Raw genomic sequence first — 20,043 nt, forward strand, 5'->3', positions numbered from 1 at the left:
TTGCGGTCCTGGCTCGTGAGTGATCCGGCCGTGGCTCTGTTCGGCCCGGCTGTTCGTTGCGTGTGTCTTCCGCTCTTTCTTTTGTTCCTGCTTTTTTCGTGACGCCTGTTCTCCTGCGCCGCCCTCCGGGGCGGCCGGCGCCACGTCTCCCTGTTGTTGCCCCCCCTTGCTGCCAAAGGTCCGATCCGGCATGAGCGAGGTGCTGACCGACTTAGTCGCCGTCCTGGCAGGCGGGGGAGGGGTGTCGGGCGGTGATTGGTCCGCGGCTCAGCTGATCGGCTTCTGCGGCACCGTCGGCGGCATGCTCTGGCCATTCTTCCGCAGCCGGACCGGCATGCTGCTGGTGCAGCTGGTGCCCTGCCTGTGCTTCGCCGTACATTACGCCCAGATGGGCGCCCCGACAGCATCGGCGCTGAACGGGCTTGCGGCGCTGCAGGTGGTGGTGGCGCTGGCGATCGGCGCGCGGCCGGCCTTTCGACTCGTCTATCTGGCAATCCTTCCGGTGATCGCCGCGGTAATGGGCTTCACCTGGACCGGGTTGCCGTCCGTCTTCGCGGCGGGGGGCATGGCGCTGATCAGCCTTGCCCGATACCAGACGCGGGTCGCACCCTTCCGCGGCATCATGCTGGTGGCATTGCCCTGTTGGTTCGTGCACAACAGTCTGGTGGGGTCGGTGCCGGCTATGATCTCGGACGTGACCGGAATCGCCGTCAATGCCTGGATGCTGCTGCGTGGCACCGGGCTGACGCCGCCCTCACCAACACCAATGCCACCGGCTGCTGCAGCAATGCCGCCGGCGGCCGGGGAGGCGAAGCTGTCATGACCGTCAACCATTCCAATCTGTCGGCGGAAGACGCCGCCGCACTGCGCGCGATCCCGCTGTTCGCCAAGCTGACCGACCGGGCTGTGTCGCTGCTGGGCGGGGTCGCCATCGTGCGCCCGGTCTCGCGCGGTACCACCCTGTTCCTGCAGGACGAGACGGCCGACCGCTTCTTCGTCCTGCTCGACGGCTGGGTGAAGCTCTACCGCCTGACCCGCGACGGGACGGAGGCGGTGGTGCATGTCATCGGTCCGGCCGAAAGCTTCGCCGAAGCCGCCATGTTCGCCGACGGCAAATTTCCGGTCTGCGCCGAGGCGGTGACCGACGCCCGCGTCATGACGCTGACCGCCGACGGATTCGCCCGCTGCCTGCGCGAGGATGACCGCATCGCCTTCGGCATGCTGGGTTCGCTGTCTGTCCGCCTGCGCCATCTGGTGACGCAGATCGAACAGCTCCAGGTCCAGCCGGCGCCGCAGCGGGTCGCCGCCTTCCTGATGCGCGTCTGCCCACCGGGCGACGGACCGGCGCAGTTCCAGCTTCCCTTCGACAAGGCGCTGATCGCGCGGCGCCTGGGCATGCAGCCGGAGACCCTGTCGCGGGCTCTGGCCAAGCTGCGCGCCGTCGGGGTGGAAACCCAGGGGCTGACCGTCAGCGTCGCCGAACGTGCTTCCCTGCGCGCCATGGCCGAGGCCGGCGAGGAGGAGTGACGGGGAAGGTGCGCCGCCGATGCTTGTGACAGCGTCGGCGGGGCAGTTCAGACCCGATTGACGGCGCTGTCCCCCCGTGCGAGTTTGCACCCCTCCCGGTACCGCATTTGTTCAGGATTTCGAGGCAGCGATGGGCGACAGCAAGACGGTGGCGACGGCATCGGATCCGGCGCAGGATCTGGTGGCCTTCGCCGGTGACCGACGCTTCGCCACCGTGATGGCGGACCCGCCCTGGCGCTTCGTCAACCGCACCGGCAAGATGGCGCCGGAGCATCGCCGCCTGTCGCGCTACGGCACCATGACGGTGGAGGACATCTGCGCCCTGCCGGTCGCCGACATCGCCGCCCCCACCGCGCACCTCTATCTCTGGGTTCCCAACGCCCTGCTGCCGGAAGGGCTGCAGGTCATGCGCAGCTGGGGGTTCGAGTACAAGACCAACCTGATCTGGCACAAGGTGCGCAAGGATGGCGGGTCCGATGGTCGTGGCGTCGGCTTCTACTTCCGCAACGTCACCGAACTGATCCTGTTCGGCGTACGCGGCAAGAAGGCCCGCACGCTGCCGCCCGGCCGCACCCAGGTCAACCTGATCGAGAGCCGCAAGCGCGAGCATAGCCGCAAGCCGGATGAACAGTATGAACTGATCGAGTCCTGCAGCCCCGGCCCCTATCTGGAGATGTTTGCCCGCGGCGCCCGGCCCAACTGGTCGGTCTGGGGCAATCAGGCCGACGACGGTTACGAGCCGACCTGGAAGACCTACGCGTTCAATTCCGCCACCGACCGCGAGGCTGCGGCGGAGTAGGGGGCCGCGTCAAAGCAGCCCCGCCGCCTCCAGATCGCGCCGCAGCGCCTCGGCGCCCAGGAACAGGTGCGCCGACATGCCCACCGACCGCGCCGTCTCGACATTGTCGGGATTGTCGTCGATGAAGTAGCAGTCTTTCGGTTCAAGACCGTAACGATCCATCAGCAGCCGATAGATCGCCGGGTCCGGCTTCACCAGTCGTTCCTGACCCGAAACGATGATCCCGTCGAAGCCGTTCAGAAAGTCGAAGCGCTTGCGCGTCAACTCGAACTTGTCGGCCGAGAAGTTGGTGATGGCATAGACCGGAACGCCGCGGGCCTTCAGCTCCGCCAGGATTTCCGGGGTGCCGGGGATCGGGCCGGGCACCATGCGTTCCCACATGTCGTCATAGGCGCGGATCAGCTCGGCGCAGTCCGGATGCTCCTCTGTCAGCAGGGCGACCGCGTCCGCCCAGGGACGGCCGCGGTCCTGCTCCAGGTTCCAGGCCGGGGTGCAGACCCGGTCGAGGAAATCCTCCATCAGGTCTTCATAGCCGTCGAACAGTTCGCGGTAGAGATGCCGCGGATCCCATTCGATCAGCACCTGTCCGACGTCGAAGACGACGACGGAGGGCTTCGCCTGCTCGGTCATTCCGGTCATGGAACGGTCCGCCTCAGCCCTTGGCACGGGCGGCTTCGGTCAGCCGCTTCATGTCGTCCAGCCGGATGGCGCCGGGCACCAGCTCGTCGCCGAAGATGAAGGCGGGGGTGCCGCGGATGTTCAGCTTCTCGGCCAGCGCCTGGTTGGCGGCGATCACCTTCAGCACGTCCGGCGACTCCATGTCCTTCTTCAGCCGGTCGGTGTCGAGCCCCACCGACTTGGCGAGGCGCATGATGACGGCCTCGTCCAGCTGGCCGCGCTGCGCCATCAGGGCATTGTGGAACTCCATGTACTTGCCCTGCGCGCGCGACGCGAGCGCCGCCTTGGAGGCGACCACGGAGGCCGGCCCCAGGATCGGGAATTCCTTCAGGACGAAGCGCAGCTTGGGATCGCCCTTGATCAGCGACTGGGTGTCGGCCTGCACCGCCTTGCAGTAGCCGCACTGGTAATCGAAGAACTCCACAACCGTGACGTCGCCCTGTGGATTGCCGGCGACCGGATCGGCGGGGTTGCGGGTCAGCTCCTGCTTGTTCTCCACCAGGGCCTTGCGGGCCTGTTCGGCCTCCGCCGTCTTCTGGCGTTCCTGCATGGCGTCGACGGCCTGCAGGATCACCTCCGGATGCTCCATCAGATAGTCGCGGACGATCTTCTCGATGGCGGTCTTCTGGGTGCTGTCGAAGCTTGCCGATTGCGCACGGGCCGGGGCGGCGGCGGACAGCGCCAGCGCCGCGACGGGCAGGGCCAGCAGGGCGGAACGCAGGAACGGCAGGGCGGGGCGCATGAGCGGGCGGTCTCCGAAACACGAAGGGAATTGGGCCGAAGGCCGTCCACACTGGACCGACAATCCGGTCCGGACAAGCGCAAAACGCCTGCCCGGACATCACCTTTGCGCGATCAGCAATTGGCCATCAGCGGGCGCGCAGCAGTTCGCCCACCGACAGCAGCGCCATCTCGTCGCCGTCGGCCTTGCCGATGGTCCGGCCGGTGGAATAGGGCAGGTTGTTGTCGTTGACGACGACGATGTGGTCGCCATCGACGATGTTCACCCCCTCCGGCCCCAGATGGGGCATGACGAAGCGGCCTTCCGGCGCCTGCCCGGCACGGGCCTTGTGGTCGGGATCGGCGATGTCGGTCAGGTCGATGTAGCCGACCTTGCGGACGAAACCGTCGGCATCGGCCCCGGCGATGTCGATCTTGTAGATGCGCTTGAAGGCGGCGGGCGCGTTGAAGCAGTCCGGCTTCGGCTCGCCCTGGCAGGCCTGGGTCCTAGCCCCTTCCGTGCTGTCGTCGCGTTCGATCAACAGGGCGCTGCCGGCGTCGATCATCGCCATGTCGGCGACGACGTTGGCATTGTCCTCCAGCCTGTACTTCCAGGAGCGGCCGGTGTACGTGCGGCCGGCGACGTCGAATTCGAGGATGCGGGTGTACGCGTGGCCGTCCTTGTTCTCGAAACTGTTGCCGGCGGCGTTCCACAGCGGGCCTTCGAGCGACGGGTACAGCGTCTTGCCGTCCGGCGACACGCCCATCGGCTCGAATCCGCGCGACCGGCGGACCTCGAAGGTGACGGCGCCGGGGACCGCCGGCAGGCCGTTGTTGCGGTAATGGTCGGGCGAGCGGGCCGGCTTGCCGTCGATCACCGTCTCATGCACCGCGATCACCACGCCGTCCCGGCTCAGCTCCAGGATATAGGGACCGAACTCTTCGCCAATGAACAGGCGGTCGCCCTGGACCACCAGCGATTCGGGGTCGAAGTCGGCGCCGGTCAGGTAGCGGCTGGTGCTGTTCTCGTTGACGATGGCGAAGGGGACCTTGCGATCCGGATCGCGCAGGAAGATGGTCTCCAGCCGCTGCATGGCGCCGCTCTGCCAGTCCGGCTTGACGCGATGGACCATCAGCAGGGCGTCGACGGAGTTCACCTTGCTGCCGAAGCCGTTGTCGGTCAGCGCCAGGAACTCGCCGTTGCCCTGCGGCACGATGGCGGAGAAGCCCTGCACCGCCTGCCCCGCGACCGGCAGCATGATTTCCGTCCCGCGCGGGGCCTTGGGATCGGCGGCGAAGGAGGTGGCGCGGATGCTGCCCACGGCGTCCACGCGCTTGCGGTCGGCATTGGTGAACTTGCCGGCGCTGGCGAACAGCGGCCCGGCATCGGCCGGCGGCTGCACCAGCGTGTCGGCCGGCAGCACCGCATGACCGGCGAGTGTGGCGGGATAGCGCTTGGCCTGTTGCTCCTGGGCCAGCGCCGGGATGGCGGCGAGGCTGGCGGACAGAAGGGCCGCGGTGGCGAGCAGGGGGCCGCGCCAGGATTTCGGACGGACGGACGGCATGCGGTGTACTCCGTGGACGGAACCGCGCGCCCGGCTGGGGGCGCGCTCGATGTCCGCGGAATAGCAAGTGGCGATGACTTGGCCGGGACGGTTCGATGACCGTTGCGTTACCGGAAGAACGCTTTCGTCATATGACCCGCAGGCTGGCGTTTCGGTCGGCTGGCGTTACTGCCCGCCGCCGGTTTGGCCGCGGATGTCCTGGGCGCGCAGCCAGCCGGGTGAACCGGCGGGCAGCAGCTTCTCCGCCCGCTCCGCCTGTGCCTTGGCCATCGGCATGTCCCCGCGCGCCAGCGCCTCCTCCGCCGTGGCGTAGGCGACCATGCCGTCGTTCTTCTTCATGCTCCAGGCCTGTGCGGTCAGGCGCCACAGGAAGGCGGACTGCGCCTTGCCCTTGGAGGCGATCTGCAGATTCTTCAGCGCCTCGTCCGCCAGACGGGGATCATGCTGTTCCAAGAGGGCGTGGGCGAGGGAGACGCGGATCGTTCCGGCTTCGGAACCAGCCAACTCCACCGCCTTTCGATACGGGGCCGCCGCATCCGGCGCCCGGCCGGTCTGCAGCATCAGGTCGCCCTTCATCTCGTAGAGGTAGGGATTCTTCGGCTCGTCGGCGATCAGCCCGTCGATCAGCGGCGTCGCCTGCTTGATGTCGCCCTGGCGGAAATAGGCATAGGCGCGGCCATAGCGGGCGGCCGGGGACGGGTCGTTCGCCTTGTAGCGCTGCAGGGCGCCGCGCGGGTCGAGATAGCCGTACAGCTTGGCCTGGATGCGCCGCAGATCGGCCTCCGTCGCCGCCGGCAGATTGGCGTTGGCATAGCGGGAGCGGGCGACGAAGGTCTTCACCGCGTCGATGCGCTCGCGCGTCAGCGGGTGGGTCAGGCGATAGCCGGCGTCGCGGTCGTTCATCAGCGGATCGCCGACGCCCAGCTTCTCCAGGAAGGTTTCCATCCCCTTGGCGGAGATGCCCGACTGTTCCAAAAAGGACAGGCCGGCCTGATCGGCCGATGCCTCCTGCGTGCGGGAGAAGGACAGGTAGTTCCGCTCCGCCAGATGCTGGCCCAGCATGACGCCGGCGGCACCCGCCCCGGCATTGCGCGAGGCCAGGCCGCCGATGACGCCCAGCCCCATGCCGAGCAGCGAGGAGAGGAAGGCGTTGTCCATCGCCTCCGCCCCGCGCACCAGATGGCCGCCGGCGATGTGTCCCGTCTCGTGGGCGATCACGCCCAGCAACTGGTCGGCGTTGTCGACGTCCAGCAGCAGCCCGGTGTGGATGAAGATGTTCTGCCCGCCGGCGACGAAGGCGTTCACCGTCGGGTCGTTGATCAGCAGGATCTGCACCGAATCCGGGTCGACGCCTGCCGCCTGGAAGATTGGCCGGGCCATCTTGCGGATGATATGGTCCGTCTCGGCGTCGCTGAGGATTTGCATCTCCGAGCGGCGCTGCGCGCTCGCCGGTGGCGCTCCCCACACCAGCGACATCAGACAAACGGACATGATGGCGACGACCGAAACCAGCCTGCTGGGCTTGCGCACCGTGACGACCTCCGGCTTGGAACAGCGGATTCCCGCGCGCGACCGGCGGAACTCCGGACCGCGACACACTCGCTTGCAAATCTGGCGACGGTTGGGCGCGGTTGCCATAGCTGCATCACTGCTGCCGGGCTGCGTCAACACCAAGTTCAAGACCGACGCCACGGTGCAGAGCTTCGTCGTCGCCGACGAACCCTATGCCGCCGGTGTGGGGCGCGACATCATCGCCCAGGGCGGCAAGGCCGGCGACGCGGTCGCGGCGATGGCGCTGGCGATGACCGCCAGCCTGCCTTCCCGGGTCGGTCTGACCGGCGGCGGCGTCTGCGTTCTGTTCGACGCCGCCGCGAAAAAGGCACGCACCATCGATTTCATGCCGCGCCCGGCCGGTGCCGGCGGCGTCGCCATGCCCGCCATGGCGCGCGGCCTGTTCGCCGTCCAGGCCTCCGCCGGCGTGATGCGGTGGGAGCAGGTCGTCTCCCCGGCCGAACAGCTGGCCCAGTTCTCCCCCGGCCTCAGCCGCGCGCTGGTGCAGGATCTGACCGCCTTCGGCGGGCGGCTGGCGCCCGATTCGGAGACGCGGCGCCGCTTCCTCGGCAGCGGCGCCCCCGCCGTCGGTGCGGTGGTCGGCCAGCCGGAGCTGGCCGCGACCCTGTCGGTCCTGCGCCGGCAGGGGGTGGGCGCCTTCTATTCCGGGCCACTCGCCGCGACGGTCGCCCAGGGCACCGGCATCGACCCGGCGCAACTGCGCGCCTATCAGCCGCGCGTCGCCGGAACGCTGACCGTGACCTTCGACATCAGCGACCTGCATGTGCCCGACCTGAACGAACCGGAAGCCGGCGCCGCCCTGGTCCAGGCTTGGAAGGCGGTGGCATCGCTGCCGCCGGCCGAGCGCGCTACCCGCGCCGCCCAATTGCTGGGCGCCACCGGCAGGGGCGCAACCGCCGCCGGCGCCGGGGTGATGGTGATCGATCCGGACGAGAACGGTGCGGCCTGTTCCTTCACCCAGGGGGCGCCCTTCGGGGCCGGCCGCGGCATCCCCGGCACGGGCATGCTGGTGGCCCAGGGGGTTGACCGCGGAGGCTTCGGCGCGCCGGCGCTGATCGCCAACTCCATCATCGGCCGCACCCTGTTCGCCGGGGTCGGCACCGCCAACGGCGACGACGGCCCGGCCGCCGGCCCGGCGGCACTGCTGTCGGCCGCCCTTCCGGCCGGTCTGGAGGACAAGTCCACCGCCCCGCAGATCCAGGCGGCCCGTCCGCAATCCATCCCCGGACGGGTCAGCTTCGTCGGTTGCCGGGTTTCGATCGAGGATGGGGTCCGCTATTGCCAGACGGCGATCGACCCGCGCGCCGGCAGCCTGGGGCTGACGGTCGAAAGCGAACGCAAGCGGGAATGACACGGCCGGAAAACGGCCCGCCCAAAGAGAGCCCGGCCAAAGAAAGTTAGAGACGGACGATCATGAGCAAGCAGCCCAAGGTTTCCAAGCTGGGCGCGATTCCGCCCTTCTTCGTGATGGAAGTGATCTGAAACAAACTGAAACCAGCGCGAACCATAAGTGGTGAGAAATCAATACGTTACGTGGAGTGCTGGTTTCAACCTGTTCGCCGAAGTTCGGTGCTGTTCAAGTATCCGACAGCTAGTGCGGGTGCTGGCGGTGCGCTAATCAATCCGGACGCATCATCTCCACAACCCTGTTGCGCAATTCGTTGGCAGCAATGGGCTTGTGGAGCAGAGCGAAGCCGCCCGCCCGGACCTCCACCAGCCGCTCGGGCGCGGTATCTCCGGTGATGACGGTTGCTGGTACCGGTTTGTCGAGGCGGTCGTGCACGGCGCGGATCGCATCCAGCCCCGTTTCCCCACCGCGCAACCGGTAGTCTGCGAGGATGGCATGCGGCCACTCCCCACTTTCCACCTGACTGACCGCCTCATCGACGGACCCAGCAGTCAGCACCCGATAGCCCCAGCCTTCTAGTATGGCCTGCAAGCCCATGCGTACCAACGCCTCGTCGTCGATCACGAGTATGATGCCGCGCTTGTCTTCGTTGGCCGGTTCGGCTTTCCGCCAACCCTGATGGACAGGTTGAGCGACCAACGGCAAGACGACGCAGAAGGCTGAGCCACGCCCCAGTGTGGAGCGGATCACCACCTCGTGGCCGAGCAGCCGGGCAAGGCGTCTGACAACAGCCAAGCCAAGTCCAAGTCCCTTGGTGCGGTCCCGCTCCGGGTTCCCGACTTGCACGAACTCCTCGAAGATGTCGGCTTGATGCGCGGGTTCGATGCCGATGCCCGTATCGATAACCTCGATCCGAAGCCGGTCGCCATGACGGCGACAACCGATCAGCAGGCTGCCTCGCTCGGTGTAGCGCAAGGCGTTTTCGATCAAGTTACGCAGCATGCGTTCCAGCAGGATGGGATCACTTCGGACCACCGCGTTCGATCCAACAACGCGCAGGCGTAACCCCTGGCCGATAGCCTGGGCATGGTATTCCGCGCCAAGTCGCTCAAGGAGCGCCTTGATCGGCGTGTCCATCGGCTTCGGGGTGATCAGCCCGGCGTCCAACTTGGACACATCGAGCAGACTGTCGAGCAGCATGCGCATACCCCCCAACGCTTGCCCCATGGATTCCATCATGCGAGACGCCGGATGACCGGCGAGTTGCCCTTCAAGTGCGCTCTGGAACAGCAAGAGAGCCTGCATGGGCTGACGCAAGTCGTGGCTGGCCGCAGCAAGGAACTTGGATTTGGCAAGGTTCGCCCGATCAGCCTCGGTCTTGGAGGCCCGCAGGGCATTCTCGGCACGCTGGCGCTCGGTAATGTCGCGCATAATCCCAGTGAAGAAGCGGCGCCCACCGGAAGCCCATTCCGCAACCGCCAGTTCGGCCGGGAAGGTCGAGCCGTCCTTGCGCTGTCCTGCGACCTCCCGGCCAATGCCGATGATCTTTCGCTCGCCGGTTCGCCGATAGTTCGCCAAGTAGTCATCGTGCTCCGAGCGATACGGCTCCGGCATCAAGATGCGGACGTTCTGCCCGATCACTTCATCGGATTGATAACCGAAAAGGCGCTCGCCGGCCGGATTGATGCCCTGGATGATGCCCGCTCCATCGATCACCACCATGGCGTCAACCGCGGTTTCCACGATGGCGCGGTAGCGGCTTTCGCTCTCGCCCAAGGCCGTTGCTCGGCTCTCGATGAGGGTCGCGGCATTCTGAAGCGCGTCTCCGACAGTCGCGATCTCGACAACTCCTCGACCTTGGACAGGAAGCGTTTGCCCGCGCCCTATCGCCTCCGCGGCGTGGACGAGTTGCAGGACTGGGCGCGTCAGACGGCGCCCCAGCATTGCGGCGCCACCGAGGGCGGCGAGAAGTAGGACAAGCCCACCAGCCACGAAGAGCAGGAGGGTCTGCCGCGACGGCGCAGCGACCAGTTCCTCTCTGACGCTCACACCGACCAGCCACCCAGAGGCTTGCGAGCGGGTGTAAGCCTGCAACGCCGCTTTCCCTTCGAGATCAAAGGTGCGGTGAACACCTCCAGGAACACTCCTGATCCGGTCCCAGACCTCGCCTGGGAGGCGTGTGCCAGTGAATTGCTCCGGTTTGGCGGATCGAGCAATCAAGACACCATCCCCGTCAAGGATGCCGGCCACCCACCCCGTCGGAAGCCGTTCAGGTGCGACAATCGCCTGGAGGCGTTCCAATGCGACAGTAAGGCTGAGTAGGTAATGAACCTCCCCACTGTGGACCACTGGCACAACGACGATCAGCAAAGGGGTTCGCGCCACCGCCCCAATGAGCAGCCCTGAAACCTGTGGCCGCCGAGTTTCGATGGCTCGCTTATCAATCTCGAACGCAGGATTGCGGGGAAGGGGCGTTCCCCAAGGAACACGGGTGTTGAGGAGTTGTTGGCTCGTCAGATCACGGATCAGGATATTTGTACCGAGCAGGTCGCGAACCTGAATCGCACGCCGGTAGAAAGTGGCAAGGTCACCTCGGGCCAGGGTCTCGGCGGTGGCCAGAACCTCCCCAGCAGCGATCAAGCGCGCTACCTCGCGGTCGATGTCTTCGGCCAACTGGTCTGCTCTATCGCGAACCAACTGCTCCGTCTGTACCGTTTCAATTGCAGTATTACGGAGAAGAAGCGCAGTCGAGAACAGAACGAGCGGCATAACGCATGCAAGCACCAGCAGCACCAACCACGTCCGTACCCGATAGGGTCCAGAAAATTGGCCGGCTTTCCGCTCAGTAGGCAAAGCATGCGCCATGAGATTTACAGTCCTTCGAGATCACACCTGAAGACGTGTCTTTTTCAGGCGCTGTATTAGAGACTCTTCACGGGCGCGGGCAGCTACCATCAAAGTTGGCTGTCTTTGCCTTATTTCAACTGGAGGTGGACGGAATAGTCGAACCCGCCAATGGTGCGTCGGTGGATGGAGGTGTCGTCAGGCCGGTTCGTGGGTGCGGAAATGCCGTGTAGAAGGGCGGCCTTTTCGCCCTGTCAGCACAACAGGCAAAAGCCATAATCGTCATCACCGCCCGCAACCGCATGTTAAACGCAGGACGCCCCGCGTCGGTGCGCAAGACGTAACCGGCTAAAGAAAGTACGAACTGGTTAACCGCCCTTCGCTGTGTACCAACGCTCTCCCGCGATCAAACCCCGGCACATCAAACAGACACTTCCCCGCTGAACGGCTTCTCCACCCCCGCCTGTGGATGCGTCCCTATCCGGCTTTCTTGGTCCGCATTCCCGCGAGCCTGGAGAGTCGCAGGAATGACAAGTGCCGCTGGACATAGGCACCCGCTCCATGCGTTACCGCCGGGCAGATATCGAGTCGTGGGTTGCTGGCGGTGCAATGGCCTTTGAGGAGGCCGCATGATAGGAAGGGTGGCAACTGCCGCCCCTTTTTATGCGTGGCGTGTTTCCCAGAAGTTTCCCGGACGTTCAACGGAGACGCTAAGTGCTTGGTCCGTCTAAGAGAGGTCAGATTCCTCCGTTCTTCGTGATGGAAGTGATGCGCGCCGCGGCAGAGCGCGAGGCCGCCGGTCTGGAGGTCCTGCACATGGAGGTGGGGCAGCCCTCCACCGGCGCGCCGAAGGGTGTGGTCCAGGCGGCAGCCACCGCGGTGGTGGGCGCCGACCCGCTGGGCTACACCGGCGCGCTCGGCATCCCGCCGCTGCGTGCGGCCATCGCCAGTTGGTACAAGGACCGTTACGGCGTCGATGTGCCGGAGCGTCGCGTGGTCGTCACCACCGGGTCGTCGGGCGCCTTTCAACTGGGCTTCCTCGCCGCCTTCGACCCGGGCGACCGGGTGGCGATGGCATCGCCCAGCTACCCGGCCTATCGCCACACCCTGACCGCAGCGGGCGTCGTCCCGGTGGAACTGCCGACCGGGCCCGAGCATCGCTTCCAGCCGACCATCGAGCTGCTGGAAGCCCTGGACGAGCCGGTGCAGGGCCTGATCGTCGCCAGCCCGGCCAACCCGACCGGCACGATGCTGAGCCGCGAGGAGCTGACCGCCTTGTCGGACTGGTGCCGCGCCAATGGCGTGCGCATGGTGTCGGATGAGATCTACCACGGCCTGACCTATGGCACCGACGCGGTGACGGCCGCCGAGGTGAACGATCAGGCGCTGGTGGTCAACAGCTTCTCCAAGTATTTCTCGATGACCGGCTGGCGTCTCGGTTGGATGATCGTGCCGGATGACCTGCTGCGCTCGGTCGAATGTCTGGCGCAGAACCTGTTCATTTCCGCGCCGACTCTCAGTCAGGTGTCGGCGGTCGCGGCGTTCGACTGCACGGAGGAGCTGGACGGTCACGTCGCCCGCTATGCCCGCAACCGTGCGCTGCTGCTGGAGGAGTTGCCGAAGGCGGGGTTCACCAAGATGGCTCCGGCCGACGGCGCCTTCTACATCTATGCCGACGTGTCGGACATGACCGACGACAGCGAGGCGCTGGCGAAGCAGATCCTGGAGGAGACGGGCATCGCCTGCACCCCCGGCATCGATTTCGACACCGCCCGCGGCCGCCGCTTCCTGCGTTTTAGCTTCGCCGGGGCGGAGGAGACCATCGCCGAGGCGGCGCGGCGGCTGATCGCCTGGCGGGCGGGGAAGTAAAGGTCCGGTTGGGCGGGGGCGAGGCAGCCCCCGCCCAACATTCAAAACAGATGCTGCCCGCCGGTGATGAAGGTCTCCGTTCCCGTCACATAGGCGGCATCCGGCCCACAGAGATAGAAGATCACCGCGGCGACATCCTCCGGCCGGCCCATGCGCTTCAGCGGGATGCGCGGGATCAGCACGTCGTATTCCGGGCCGGTCATCGCGGTTTCGATCTCGCCGGGGGCGACGGCGTTGACGCGGACGCCGATCTCGGCGAACTCCACCGCCATTTCGCGGGTCAGGCCGGACAGCGCCGCCTTCGAGGTGGAATAGGCCGAGCCGGCGAAGGGATGCACCGAATGGCCGGCGATGGAGGTGACGTTGACGATCGCTCCCTTCGCCCGCGACAGCGGGGCGGCAAAGCCGCGCGCCAGCACCAGGGCGGCGAAGAAGTTCAGCTCGAACACCCGGTGCCAGCCCTCGATCGAGCCGTTCAGGCAGCCGAGCCGCTCCTTGATCGGGGTCTTGGGCGAGATGCCGGCGTTGTTGATCAGGGCGTGCAGCGGCGCGCCGTCCAGCGCCTTGTTAGCCTCCTCCACGAAGGCGGCGCGGCTGGCCGGGTCCGACAAATCGGCCGGGATGTGGTGGGTCCAGTTGGGATCGCGCCGGCAATGGTCCGGCACCTCCTCGCGCGAGCAGGAGATCACGCGCCAGCCTTCGTTGCTGAACCGGGTGACGGTGGCGTGTCCGATACCCCGGCTGGCGCCGGTGAGAATGACGACTTTGCGGTGCGGCATGGGGGCTGCGCTTCACGAATGATTGCGGTCGGCGGGGAAAGCGGACGCCCTGGGATCGACCTTGGGGTTACGGATGCGGGAGCCGGGTGCTCCCCCTCCTCCGGTGGTCCACCGCCTGCGGCGATCCTAACTGGCGCCGCCCCGCCTGTCATCCGCCAGCATGCCGGGCGCCTGCTCGCCGTCCGACGAGCCTGAACCCGGCGCGACTGAACGACGCAATCGCCGGCTTTGTCCATTGACGTTGCGCCCGGCAGCGCCAACCTTGGCGCAATCCCCGCACCGACGGAGCCAGCCCTTGCCGCGCCAGCCCTTCCGTCCCGTCACCACCGTTCCGCGCCGCCGCTTCGCCCTGCTGACGATCGCGGCGCTGCTCCTGAGCGCTCCCACCGCTTGGGCCACGGAGGCCAAGGCCGAGGACGCCGCGCGCATCGGCTGCGTGCCCCCCGGCGTCTGGGCGGACGGCACCGGAACGGCGGTGGAGCCGGTGCCGCTGCTGCGCCGGATCGCCGAGGCGCCCGTGGTCCTGCTGGGGGAACAGCATGACAAGCCGGACCATCACCGCTGGCAGCTCCACACCCTGGCAGGGCTCCATGCGCTGAACCCCGATCTGGCGATCGGGATGGAGATGGTGCCGCGCCGGCTGCAGCCGGTGCTCGACCGCTGGGTGGCGGGAGAGCTGACGGAAAGCGAGTTGCTGAAGGAGACGGACTGGCGCGCGGTCTGGGGCTTCGACCCGCAATTCTATCTGCCGATCCTGCAGTTCGCCCGTCTGCACCGGCTGCCGGTGGTGGCGCTGAATGTCGAACGCTCGCTGGTCAGCCGCACCGCCCGCAACGGCTGGGCCGCCATCCCGGAGACGGACCGCGAGGGCGTCGGCACGCCCGCCCCTCCGACGGAGGAATACCGCAAGCGCCTGAACGAGACGCTGGCGGCGCACGACCGCTCGGAAGCCCGCGCCGCCGCGCCCGACGATGCCTCCAACAAGGCGGCCCAGCGCTTCATCGAGGCGCAGGGCGTCTGGGACCGCGCGATGGCGGAGAAGATCGCCGAGACCCGCCGCGCGACAGGCCGCAGCGTGATCGGCATCCTGGGGGAGGGGCATGTCGCCCGGCGGGATGGCGTGCCGCACCAGCTGGCCGATCTCGGCGTCGGCGACGCCGCCGTGCTGTTGCCCTGGGATGTCGACCGCGATTGCGATGAACTGGACGGCCGCATCGCCGATGCAGTCTTCGGCCTGGGGCCGGAGCGGGAGGATGCCGAACCGCAACGGCCGAAGCTGGGTGTGCAACTCGATCCCGCGCCGGAAGGCATCACGGTTGGGGCAGTCAGCAGCGGCAGCGTGGCGGCGGCGGCGGGACTGCGCACCGGCGACCGCATCCTGGTCGCCGCGGGAATGCCGGTGCGTGCACCAGCCGATCTCGTCGCGGTGATCCGCCGTCAGGCGCCGGGCACCTGGCTGCCGCTCACCATCCGGCGCGACGGGGCGGAGCAGGAACTGGTGGCGAAGTTCCCGATGGAGGGGAGGTAAGGGCGAGATTGTCGCCTGCTACAGCATCTTCTCCCACCGCGCCAGCGCATCGGGCGTGGGATTGACCGCCGGCGCGCAGTCGGAGCGGCCGAGCCGCTCATGATGCTCGCGCAGGGCCCAGACGACGGTGGGGAAGGCAAGCTCGCTCCAGGGAATGTCCTTCCAGGCGAACAGGCCGACCTCCAGGCTCTCCGGGCCGGGCTCCACGTCGGGGGACAGCAGGCGGGCGCGGAAGATCATCTGGACCTGGCTGATGCGCGGGATGTCGTATATCGCCAGCAGATGGTCGATGTCGATGCGCGCCCGCGCCTCTTCCCAGGCTTCGCGGGCGGCGCCCTCGCGGGTGCTTTCGCGCTCTTCCATATAGCCGGCGGGCAGGGTCCAGAAGCCCTTGCGCGGTTCGATGGCGCGGCGGCAGAGCAGGATGCGGCCATCCTCCCAGGTCGCCACCGCCCCCACCACGATCAGCGGGTTCTGATAGGCGATATAGCCGCAGTCCGGGCACATCAGCCGCTCGCGATCCTCGCCGGGCGGGATGCCGCGGACGCGCGGGCCGCCGCAGTTCGGGCCGCAGTCGGAGGAATTGTCGTCGGGAATCGTATCGTCTGGCATGGCCACCGATATGGCGCCGCACCCTTCGCCGGGCAAGCGGAGAAAGCGCCAGCCGGGCCGCTGCGGCGCTGCGCCCGTTCGCGGCCTGTTCCAATTCGCGATTCGTTCCGATAGGCTGTGCCCGTCTCAGTGGTGGGGCCTGTGGTGAAGGAATTCGGGGTGACGCAGTTCCTGGTGAACGGGATGGTGATTGACGGCCCGTCGCTGGCCGCCGGGCTGGTGGCCGGGCTGCTGCTGGGCGCCGCCGTCGCCTGGGCCGTGATGCGCGCTGCCGCCGGCCGGGCGGAAGCCGCCGCCGCCGCCCTGCATGCGGAGTTCGCCACCCGTCTCGACCTCGCTGAACGGACCGAGGACGATCTGCGCGAGGAGATCGAGGCGCGCGACCACCAGATCGCCCGCCTGCATGGCGAGGTCGCCGATGCCCGCGAACGCCACGCCCAGCTGTCCACCCGGCTGGAGGCGGAGCGGACCGCCGCGGCGGAGAAGATGGCGCTGCTGGAGCGCGCCCAGGCGGCGCTGGCCGACAGCTTCAAGGCCCTGTCGGCGGAGGCGCTGCACCAGAACAACCGCAGCTTCCTCGATCTGGCGCGGGAGACGCTGACCGGCTTCCAGGAGCAGGCGAAGGGCGACCTGGACAAGCGCCAGACCGCCATCGCCGCCATCGTCGACCCGGTGCGCCAGTCGCTGGAAGCGATGGACCGCCAGATCCGCGAACTGGAAAGCACGCGGGCCGGCGCCTATGAAGGGTTGAAACAGCAGGTGCTGTCGCTGGTCGAAACCCAGACCCAGCTGCGGGCGGAGACCGGCAACCTCGTCCGTGCGCTGCGCACCCCGGCGGCGCGTGGACGCTGGGGCGAAATCCAGCTGCGCCGGGTCTGCGAGATGGCGGGGATGCTCGACCATTGCGACTTCGTCGAGCAGGTGTCGGTCGACAGCGGCCGGCTGCGCCCCGACCTGATCGTCACGCTGCCCGGCGGCAAGACCATCGTGGTCGATGCCAAGACGCCGCTGGAAGGCTATCTGGACGGCATCCAGGCGGTGGAGGAGGCGGGGCGGCGCGACGGCATGGTCCGCCATGCCCGCCATGTGCGCGAGCATATGAAGCAGCTCGGTACCAAGGGCTATTGGGACCAGTTCGACGACAGCCCGGAATTCGTCGTGCTGTTCCTGCCCGGCGAGAACTTCTTCTCCGCGGCGCTGGAGCAGGATCCGGCGCTGATCGAGGCCGGCATCGACCACCGCGTCATCCTGGCCACCCCGACCACCCTGATCGCGCTTCTGCGCGCCGTCGCCTATGGCTGGCGGCAGGAGCGGCTGGCCGACAATGCCCGCGAAATCAGCGCGCTGGGTGCCGAGCTGTACAAACGGCTGTCCGACCTGGGCGGCCATATGGAAAAGCTGGGCGGGCAGTTGGACAAGGCCGTCGGCTGCTACAACAGCGCGGTCGGCACGCTGGAATCGAGGGTGCTGGTCAGCGCCCGCCGCTTCCGCGACCTGCACGCCGCGCCAGAGGGGGCGGAGATGCCGTTGCTGGAACCGCTGGACCACAGCCCGCGCCGTCTGCAGTCGGTCGAACTGCGCGCCGTGCCGCCGGTGGAAACCACCGCCGCCGATTGAGGCGCGTACGGCCGGGTGATGCGGCATTTCGCCCCAGTGGTGACGGCGCCCGGCGGCAGCTCATCGACGCTGCGGTGCGGCAGCGGGCGTGCTATCCATGCGGCGTTACCGCCCTTCGACCTCATGGAACCCACCGATGTCGGACCAGACCGCGACCGACCAGACCGTCCGCTGCGACCGCTGCGCCCACCGCTATCCCGCCGCCGAGGATGGGTGCCCGCGCTGTCGTTCGATTCGCCGCACCAATGCCGTGATCGTGGCCCTGCTGGTGATGCTGGTGATTCTTGCCCTGGCCGGTTGGGTCGGCACCTTGGTCTTGGCGTGAGCCGATATCCGGCACCTTGGTTTGTCCTTGCGCAGACTCTGCACAATCCGCGTGCAGAGCGCTCAATGAAACATCATTTCCGTTTTACCCGATAATCGAGCAAGTTTTTTGCTTGTCACATTAGGTTTATTTTGAGAAGCAACCCTGTGCCGTCGTCTTTGCGCAGGGGTTGCAACATGCTGAAGAACCTCCGGATTGCCGCGCTTACCAATCTGTTCGGGGTGGTGGTCACGCTCGGTTTCCTGGCGGTGGTCGTCACCAGCGCGCTGGCGATCCGCGAGTTGAAGGTGGGTGGGCCGATCTACCAGCGCATCGTGCTGGGCAAGGACCTGATCGCCGACATCCTGCCGCCGCCGGAATATGTGATCGAAGCCTATCTGGAGGCGACGCTGGCGATGAATGACCCGGCGTCGGTCGAACAGCGCCGCGCGCGGCTGGCGCAGCTGCGCAAGGATTACGACGAACGGCACGCATATTGGCTGAAGGAAAGCTTCGAGCCGGCGCTGCTCGACCAGCTGACCCGGACGTCCCACGCCCCGGTGATGCGCTTCTGGAGCGAGATCGAGTTGAAGTTCCTGCCGGCGCTGGCCCGCAAGGACGAGGCGGCGGCGCGCGCGTCCTACGCCGCGATCGCCGAGGCCTATGCCGCTCACCGCGCCGTCGTCGACCGGATCGTCGAGGACACCACCCGCTACAACAGCGAGACGGAGGTCTATGCCGCCGGCCGCGAGAGCCTGTTCATGACGGCGGTGTGGGGCGTGTCGGCCGTGGTGCTGGCGGTCGTGGTGCTGGGTGTGCTTGGCATCCGGCGGCGGGTGGTGCGGCCGGTGGGCGAACTGACGGTGGCGATGCGGACCCTGGCCCAGGGCAACCTCGCCGTTGCCATTCCCGGCGCCGACCGCGGCGACGAGGTGGGGGCGATGGCCCAGGCGCTCAACGTCTTCAAGGAGAATGCCGAGGAGGCCGAACGCCTGCGCCGCCTGCGCGACGAGGAGCGCGAACGGTCGGAGCGCGAGAAGCAGGCGGCCCTGCTGCGCATGGCCGAAACGGTGGAGACCGAGGCGTCGAACGCCGTCGATGTGGTCGCCAACCAGACCAGCCAGATGGCCGGCAACGCCACCCGCATGGCCGAATCGGCCCGTGCGGTCAGCGACAACAGCCAGAATGTCGCCGCCGCCGCCACCCAGGCGCTGTCGAACGCCCAGACCGTGGCCGCGGCATCGGAGCAGCTCAGCGCCTCCATCCGCGAGATCGCGACCCAGATCGGCACCGCCACCACGATGACCGGCGATGCCGTCGGCGCGTCGGTCCGGGCGGAGGAGACCATCCAGCGTCTGGCCGAGGCCGTGACCCGCATCGGCGAGGTGACCGACCTCATCAACGACGTCGCCGGCCAGACCAACCTGCTGGCGCTGAACGCCACCATCGAAGCGGCGCGGGCCGGCGAGGCGGGCAAGGGCTTCGCCGTGGTGGCGAGCGAGGTGAAGCAGTTGGCCGGCCAGACCGCGCGGGCGACCGAGGAGATCGAAAGCCAGATCGCCGCCATCCAGGCGACCACGGCGGAGGCGGTGAACGCCGTGCGCGCCATCGCCGAGCGGGTGCGCGGCGTCGAAACGGTGTCGGCCACCGTCGCCGCCGCCATCGAGGAGCAGGAGGCGGCGACCGGCGAGATCGCCCGCAATGTCGTCCAGACCTCCAACGCCGCGCAGGAGGTGGCGACCCGCATCGCCGCCGTGTCGGAGGAGGCGACGGCCACCGGCGAGCGGGCCAGCGAGGTCAATGCGCTGTCCACCCGCGTCGCCACCAGCATCGACCAGCTCCGCCGCGTCCTGATCGAGGCGATCCGCACGGCGACGCCGGAGGTGAACCGTCGCGTCGCCCCGCGCTACCCGCTGAACCGCCCCGGCCGGCTGACGGTTGGCGGGCGCGATTTGCCGGTGACGGTCGACAACGCCTCGGAAGGAGGCGCCCAGCTGAGCGGGCTGCCGCAGGAGGCCTGGAGCGGATTGGTGGGGAGCGCATTGGCCGAAGGAACCGCGTTGCGTGTCGCGCTGCCGGGGCTGGAGCCCGTGCCTGCCGTCGTGCGCGCGCTGGAGCGCGGCGGTGCCGGACGCCTGCATGTCACCTTCACCCTGGTCGGGGCCGAGCGCGACCGGTTCGCGGCGCAGTTCGGCCGCAGTGTCGCCGGGCTGGTGCCGATGGAGCGCGCGGCCTGAGCGGCTGGTCCGCCACAGGACAAGAAAAGCCTTAAGTATGACAG

At 67.7% G+C, this 20,043-nt stretch carries 16 protein-coding genes; 9 read left to right on the top strand and 7 right to left on the bottom strand.

Going from position 1 to position 20,043, the window contains the following annotated elements:
* Nucleotides 1-190 precede the first annotated feature (190 nt).
* From FZ938_RS07740 to FZ938_RS07750, 3 genes are all read left to right on the top strand, one after another.
* Nucleotides 191-823 carry a YgjV family protein gene (locus FZ938_RS07740; protein WP_149198006.1) on the top strand — a complete coding sequence of 211 codons (633 nt, stop codon included), beginning with the start codon at nucleotides 191-193 and terminating at the stop codon, nucleotides 821-823.
* Complete coding sequence (locus tag FZ938_RS07745; RefSeq protein ID WP_246457702.1) at nucleotides 820-1,527, top strand: Crp/Fnr family transcriptional regulator; 708 nt, start codon at nucleotides 820-822, stop codon at nucleotides 1,525-1,527. The genes FZ938_RS07740 and FZ938_RS07745 overlap by 4 nt, the downstream gene beginning before the upstream one ends.
* A gap of 130 nt (nucleotides 1,528-1,657) precedes the next feature.
* Nucleotides 1,658-2,326, top strand: coding sequence for an MT-A70 family methyltransferase (locus FZ938_RS07750; protein ID WP_109150884.1), 669 nt, complete (start codon nucleotides 1,658-1,660; stop codon nucleotides 2,324-2,326).
* A 9-nt stretch (nucleotides 2,327-2,335) separates the two neighbouring features.
* Here the strand turns inward: FZ938_RS07750 and FZ938_RS07755 are convergent, their stop codons facing one another.
* From FZ938_RS07755 to FZ938_RS07770, 4 genes are all read right to left on the bottom strand, one after another.
* Entirely contained in the window at nucleotides 2,336-2,965 is a 630-nt protein-coding gene (locus FZ938_RS07755; protein WP_246457704.1) for an HAD family hydrolase, read from the bottom strand.
* A 13-nt stretch (nucleotides 2,966-2,978) separates the two neighbouring features.
* Entirely contained in the window at nucleotides 2,979-3,746 is a 768-nt protein-coding gene (locus FZ938_RS07760) for a DsbA family protein (protein WP_149198007.1), read from the bottom strand.
* Nucleotides 3,747-3,873: 127 nt separating this feature from the next.
* Nucleotides 3,874-5,289 (bottom strand): esterase-like activity of phytase family protein, encoded by a 1,416-nt coding sequence (locus FZ938_RS07765; protein ID WP_149198008.1) that lies wholly within the window; start codon nucleotides 5,287-5,289, stop codon nucleotides 3,874-3,876.
* 165 nt (nucleotides 5,290-5,454) lie between these two features.
* Nucleotides 5,455-6,819, bottom strand: coding sequence for a M48 family metalloprotease (locus FZ938_RS07770; protein WP_149198009.1), 1,365 nt, complete (start codon nucleotides 6,817-6,819; stop codon nucleotides 5,455-5,457).
* Between FZ938_RS07770 and FZ938_RS07775 the strand changes: the two genes are divergently transcribed.
* Nucleotides 6,782-8,212, top strand: coding sequence for a gamma-glutamyltransferase (locus tag FZ938_RS07775; RefSeq protein WP_246798999.1), 1,431 nt, complete (start codon nucleotides 6,782-6,784; stop codon nucleotides 8,210-8,212). The genes FZ938_RS07770 and FZ938_RS07775 overlap by 38 nt on opposite strands.
* A gap of 267 nt (nucleotides 8,213-8,479) precedes the next feature.
* Here the strand turns inward: FZ938_RS07775 and FZ938_RS07780 are convergent, their stop codons facing one another.
* Entirely contained in the window at nucleotides 8,480-11,002 is a 2,523-nt protein-coding gene (locus tag FZ938_RS07780; protein WP_246457708.1) for a hybrid sensor histidine kinase/response regulator, read from the bottom strand.
* 819 nt (nucleotides 11,003-11,821) lie between these two features.
* On the opposite strand from FZ938_RS07780, the gene FZ938_RS07785 reads away from it, so the two are divergent.
* A complete protein-coding gene (locus FZ938_RS07785) occupies nucleotides 11,822-12,922 on the top strand; it encodes a pyridoxal phosphate-dependent aminotransferase (protein ID WP_246457710.1) in 1,101 nt (366 codons plus the stop codon).
* Between the two features lie 41 nt (nucleotides 12,923-12,963).
* Here FZ938_RS07785 and FZ938_RS07790 read toward each other — a convergent pair whose 3' ends face one another.
* Complete coding sequence (locus tag FZ938_RS07790) at nucleotides 12,964-13,701, bottom strand: SDR family NAD(P)-dependent oxidoreductase (RefSeq protein WP_149198012.1); 738 nt, start codon at nucleotides 13,699-13,701, stop codon at nucleotides 12,964-12,966.
* Nucleotides 13,702-13,996: 295 nt separating this feature from the next.
* Here FZ938_RS07790 and FZ938_RS07795 point away from each other — a divergent pair, with 295 nt between their 5' ends.
* Complete coding sequence (locus FZ938_RS07795) at nucleotides 13,997-15,229, top strand: ChaN family lipoprotein (protein ID WP_246457712.1); 1,233 nt, start codon at nucleotides 13,997-13,999, stop codon at nucleotides 15,227-15,229.
* A gap of 18 nt (nucleotides 15,230-15,247) precedes the next feature.
* On the opposite strand, the gene FZ938_RS07800 is transcribed toward FZ938_RS07795, so the two are convergent.
* A complete protein-coding gene (locus tag FZ938_RS07800) occupies nucleotides 15,248-15,841 on the bottom strand; it encodes an NUDIX hydrolase (RefSeq protein WP_149198013.1) in 594 nt (197 codons plus the stop codon).
* Between the two features lie 159 nt (nucleotides 15,842-16,000).
* Here FZ938_RS07800 and FZ938_RS07805 point away from each other — a divergent pair, with 159 nt between their 5' ends.
* The 3 genes from FZ938_RS07805 (at nucleotide 16,001) to FZ938_RS07815 (ending at nucleotide 19,999) form a co-directional block, all read left to right on the top strand.
* Nucleotides 16,001-17,458 (top strand): DNA recombination protein RmuC, encoded by a 1,458-nt coding sequence (locus FZ938_RS07805; RefSeq protein ID WP_246457714.1) that lies wholly within the window; start codon nucleotides 16,001-16,003, stop codon nucleotides 17,456-17,458.
* 136 nt (nucleotides 17,459-17,594) lie between these two features.
* Nucleotides 17,595-17,783 (top strand): hypothetical protein, encoded by a 189-nt coding sequence (locus FZ938_RS07810; RefSeq protein WP_149198014.1) that lies wholly within the window; start codon nucleotides 17,595-17,597, stop codon nucleotides 17,781-17,783.
* Nucleotides 17,784-17,959: 176 nt separating this feature from the next.
* On the top strand, nucleotides 17,960-19,999 hold the full coding sequence (locus FZ938_RS07815; protein ID WP_149198015.1) for a methyl-accepting chemotaxis protein: 2,040 nt from the start codon (nucleotides 17,960-17,962) through the stop codon (nucleotides 19,997-19,999).
* Nucleotides 20,000-20,043 lie beyond the last annotated feature (44 nt).

This window comes from Azospirillum oryzae, assembly GCF_008364795.1.
Classification (GTDB): domain Bacteria; phylum Pseudomonadota; class Alphaproteobacteria; order Azospirillales; family Azospirillaceae; genus Azospirillum; species Azospirillum oryzae.

Excerpts from the sequence above, each read along its gene's own strand:
- FZ938_RS07775 (WP_246798999.1), top strand. The coding sequence starts at position 6,782 with ATGGCGACGACCGAAACCAGCCTGCTGGGCTTGCGCACCGTGACGACC.
- FZ938_RS07745 (WP_246457702.1), top strand. The coding sequence starts at position 820 with ATGACCGTCAACCATTCCAATCTGTCGGCGGAAGACGCCGCCGCACTG.
- FZ938_RS07785 (WP_246457710.1), top strand. The coding sequence starts at position 11,822 with ATGCGCGCCGCGGCAGAGCGCGAGGCCGCCGGTCTGGAGGTCCTGCAC.
- FZ938_RS07755 (WP_246457704.1), bottom strand. The coding sequence starts at position 2,965 with ATGACCGGAATGACCGAGCAGGCGAAGCCCTCCGTCGTCGTCTTCGAC.
- FZ938_RS07765 (WP_149198008.1), bottom strand. The coding sequence starts at position 5,289 with ATGCCGTCCGTCCGTCCGAAATCCTGGCGCGGCCCCCTGCTCGCCACC.
- FZ938_RS07815 (WP_149198015.1), top strand. The coding sequence starts at position 17,960 with ATGCTGAAGAACCTCCGGATTGCCGCGCTTACCAATCTGTTCGGGGTG.
- FZ938_RS07800 (WP_149198013.1), bottom strand. The coding sequence starts at position 15,841 with ATGCCAGACGATACGATTCCCGACGACAATTCCTCCGACTGCGGCCCG.
- FZ938_RS07740 (WP_149198006.1), top strand. The coding sequence starts at position 191 with ATGAGCGAGGTGCTGACCGACTTAGTCGCCGTCCTGGCAGGCGGGGGA.
- FZ938_RS07750 (WP_109150884.1), top strand. The coding sequence starts at position 1,658 with ATGGGCGACAGCAAGACGGTGGCGACGGCATCGGATCCGGCGCAGGAT.
- FZ938_RS07760 (WP_149198007.1), bottom strand. The coding sequence starts at position 3,746 with ATGCGCCCCGCCCTGCCGTTCCTGCGTTCCGCCCTGCTGGCCCTGCCC.
- FZ938_RS07810 (WP_149198014.1), top strand. The coding sequence starts at position 17,595 with ATGTCGGACCAGACCGCGACCGACCAGACCGTCCGCTGCGACCGCTGC.
- FZ938_RS07790 (WP_149198012.1), bottom strand. The coding sequence starts at position 13,701 with ATGCCGCACCGCAAAGTCGTCATTCTCACCGGCGCCAGCCGGGGTATC.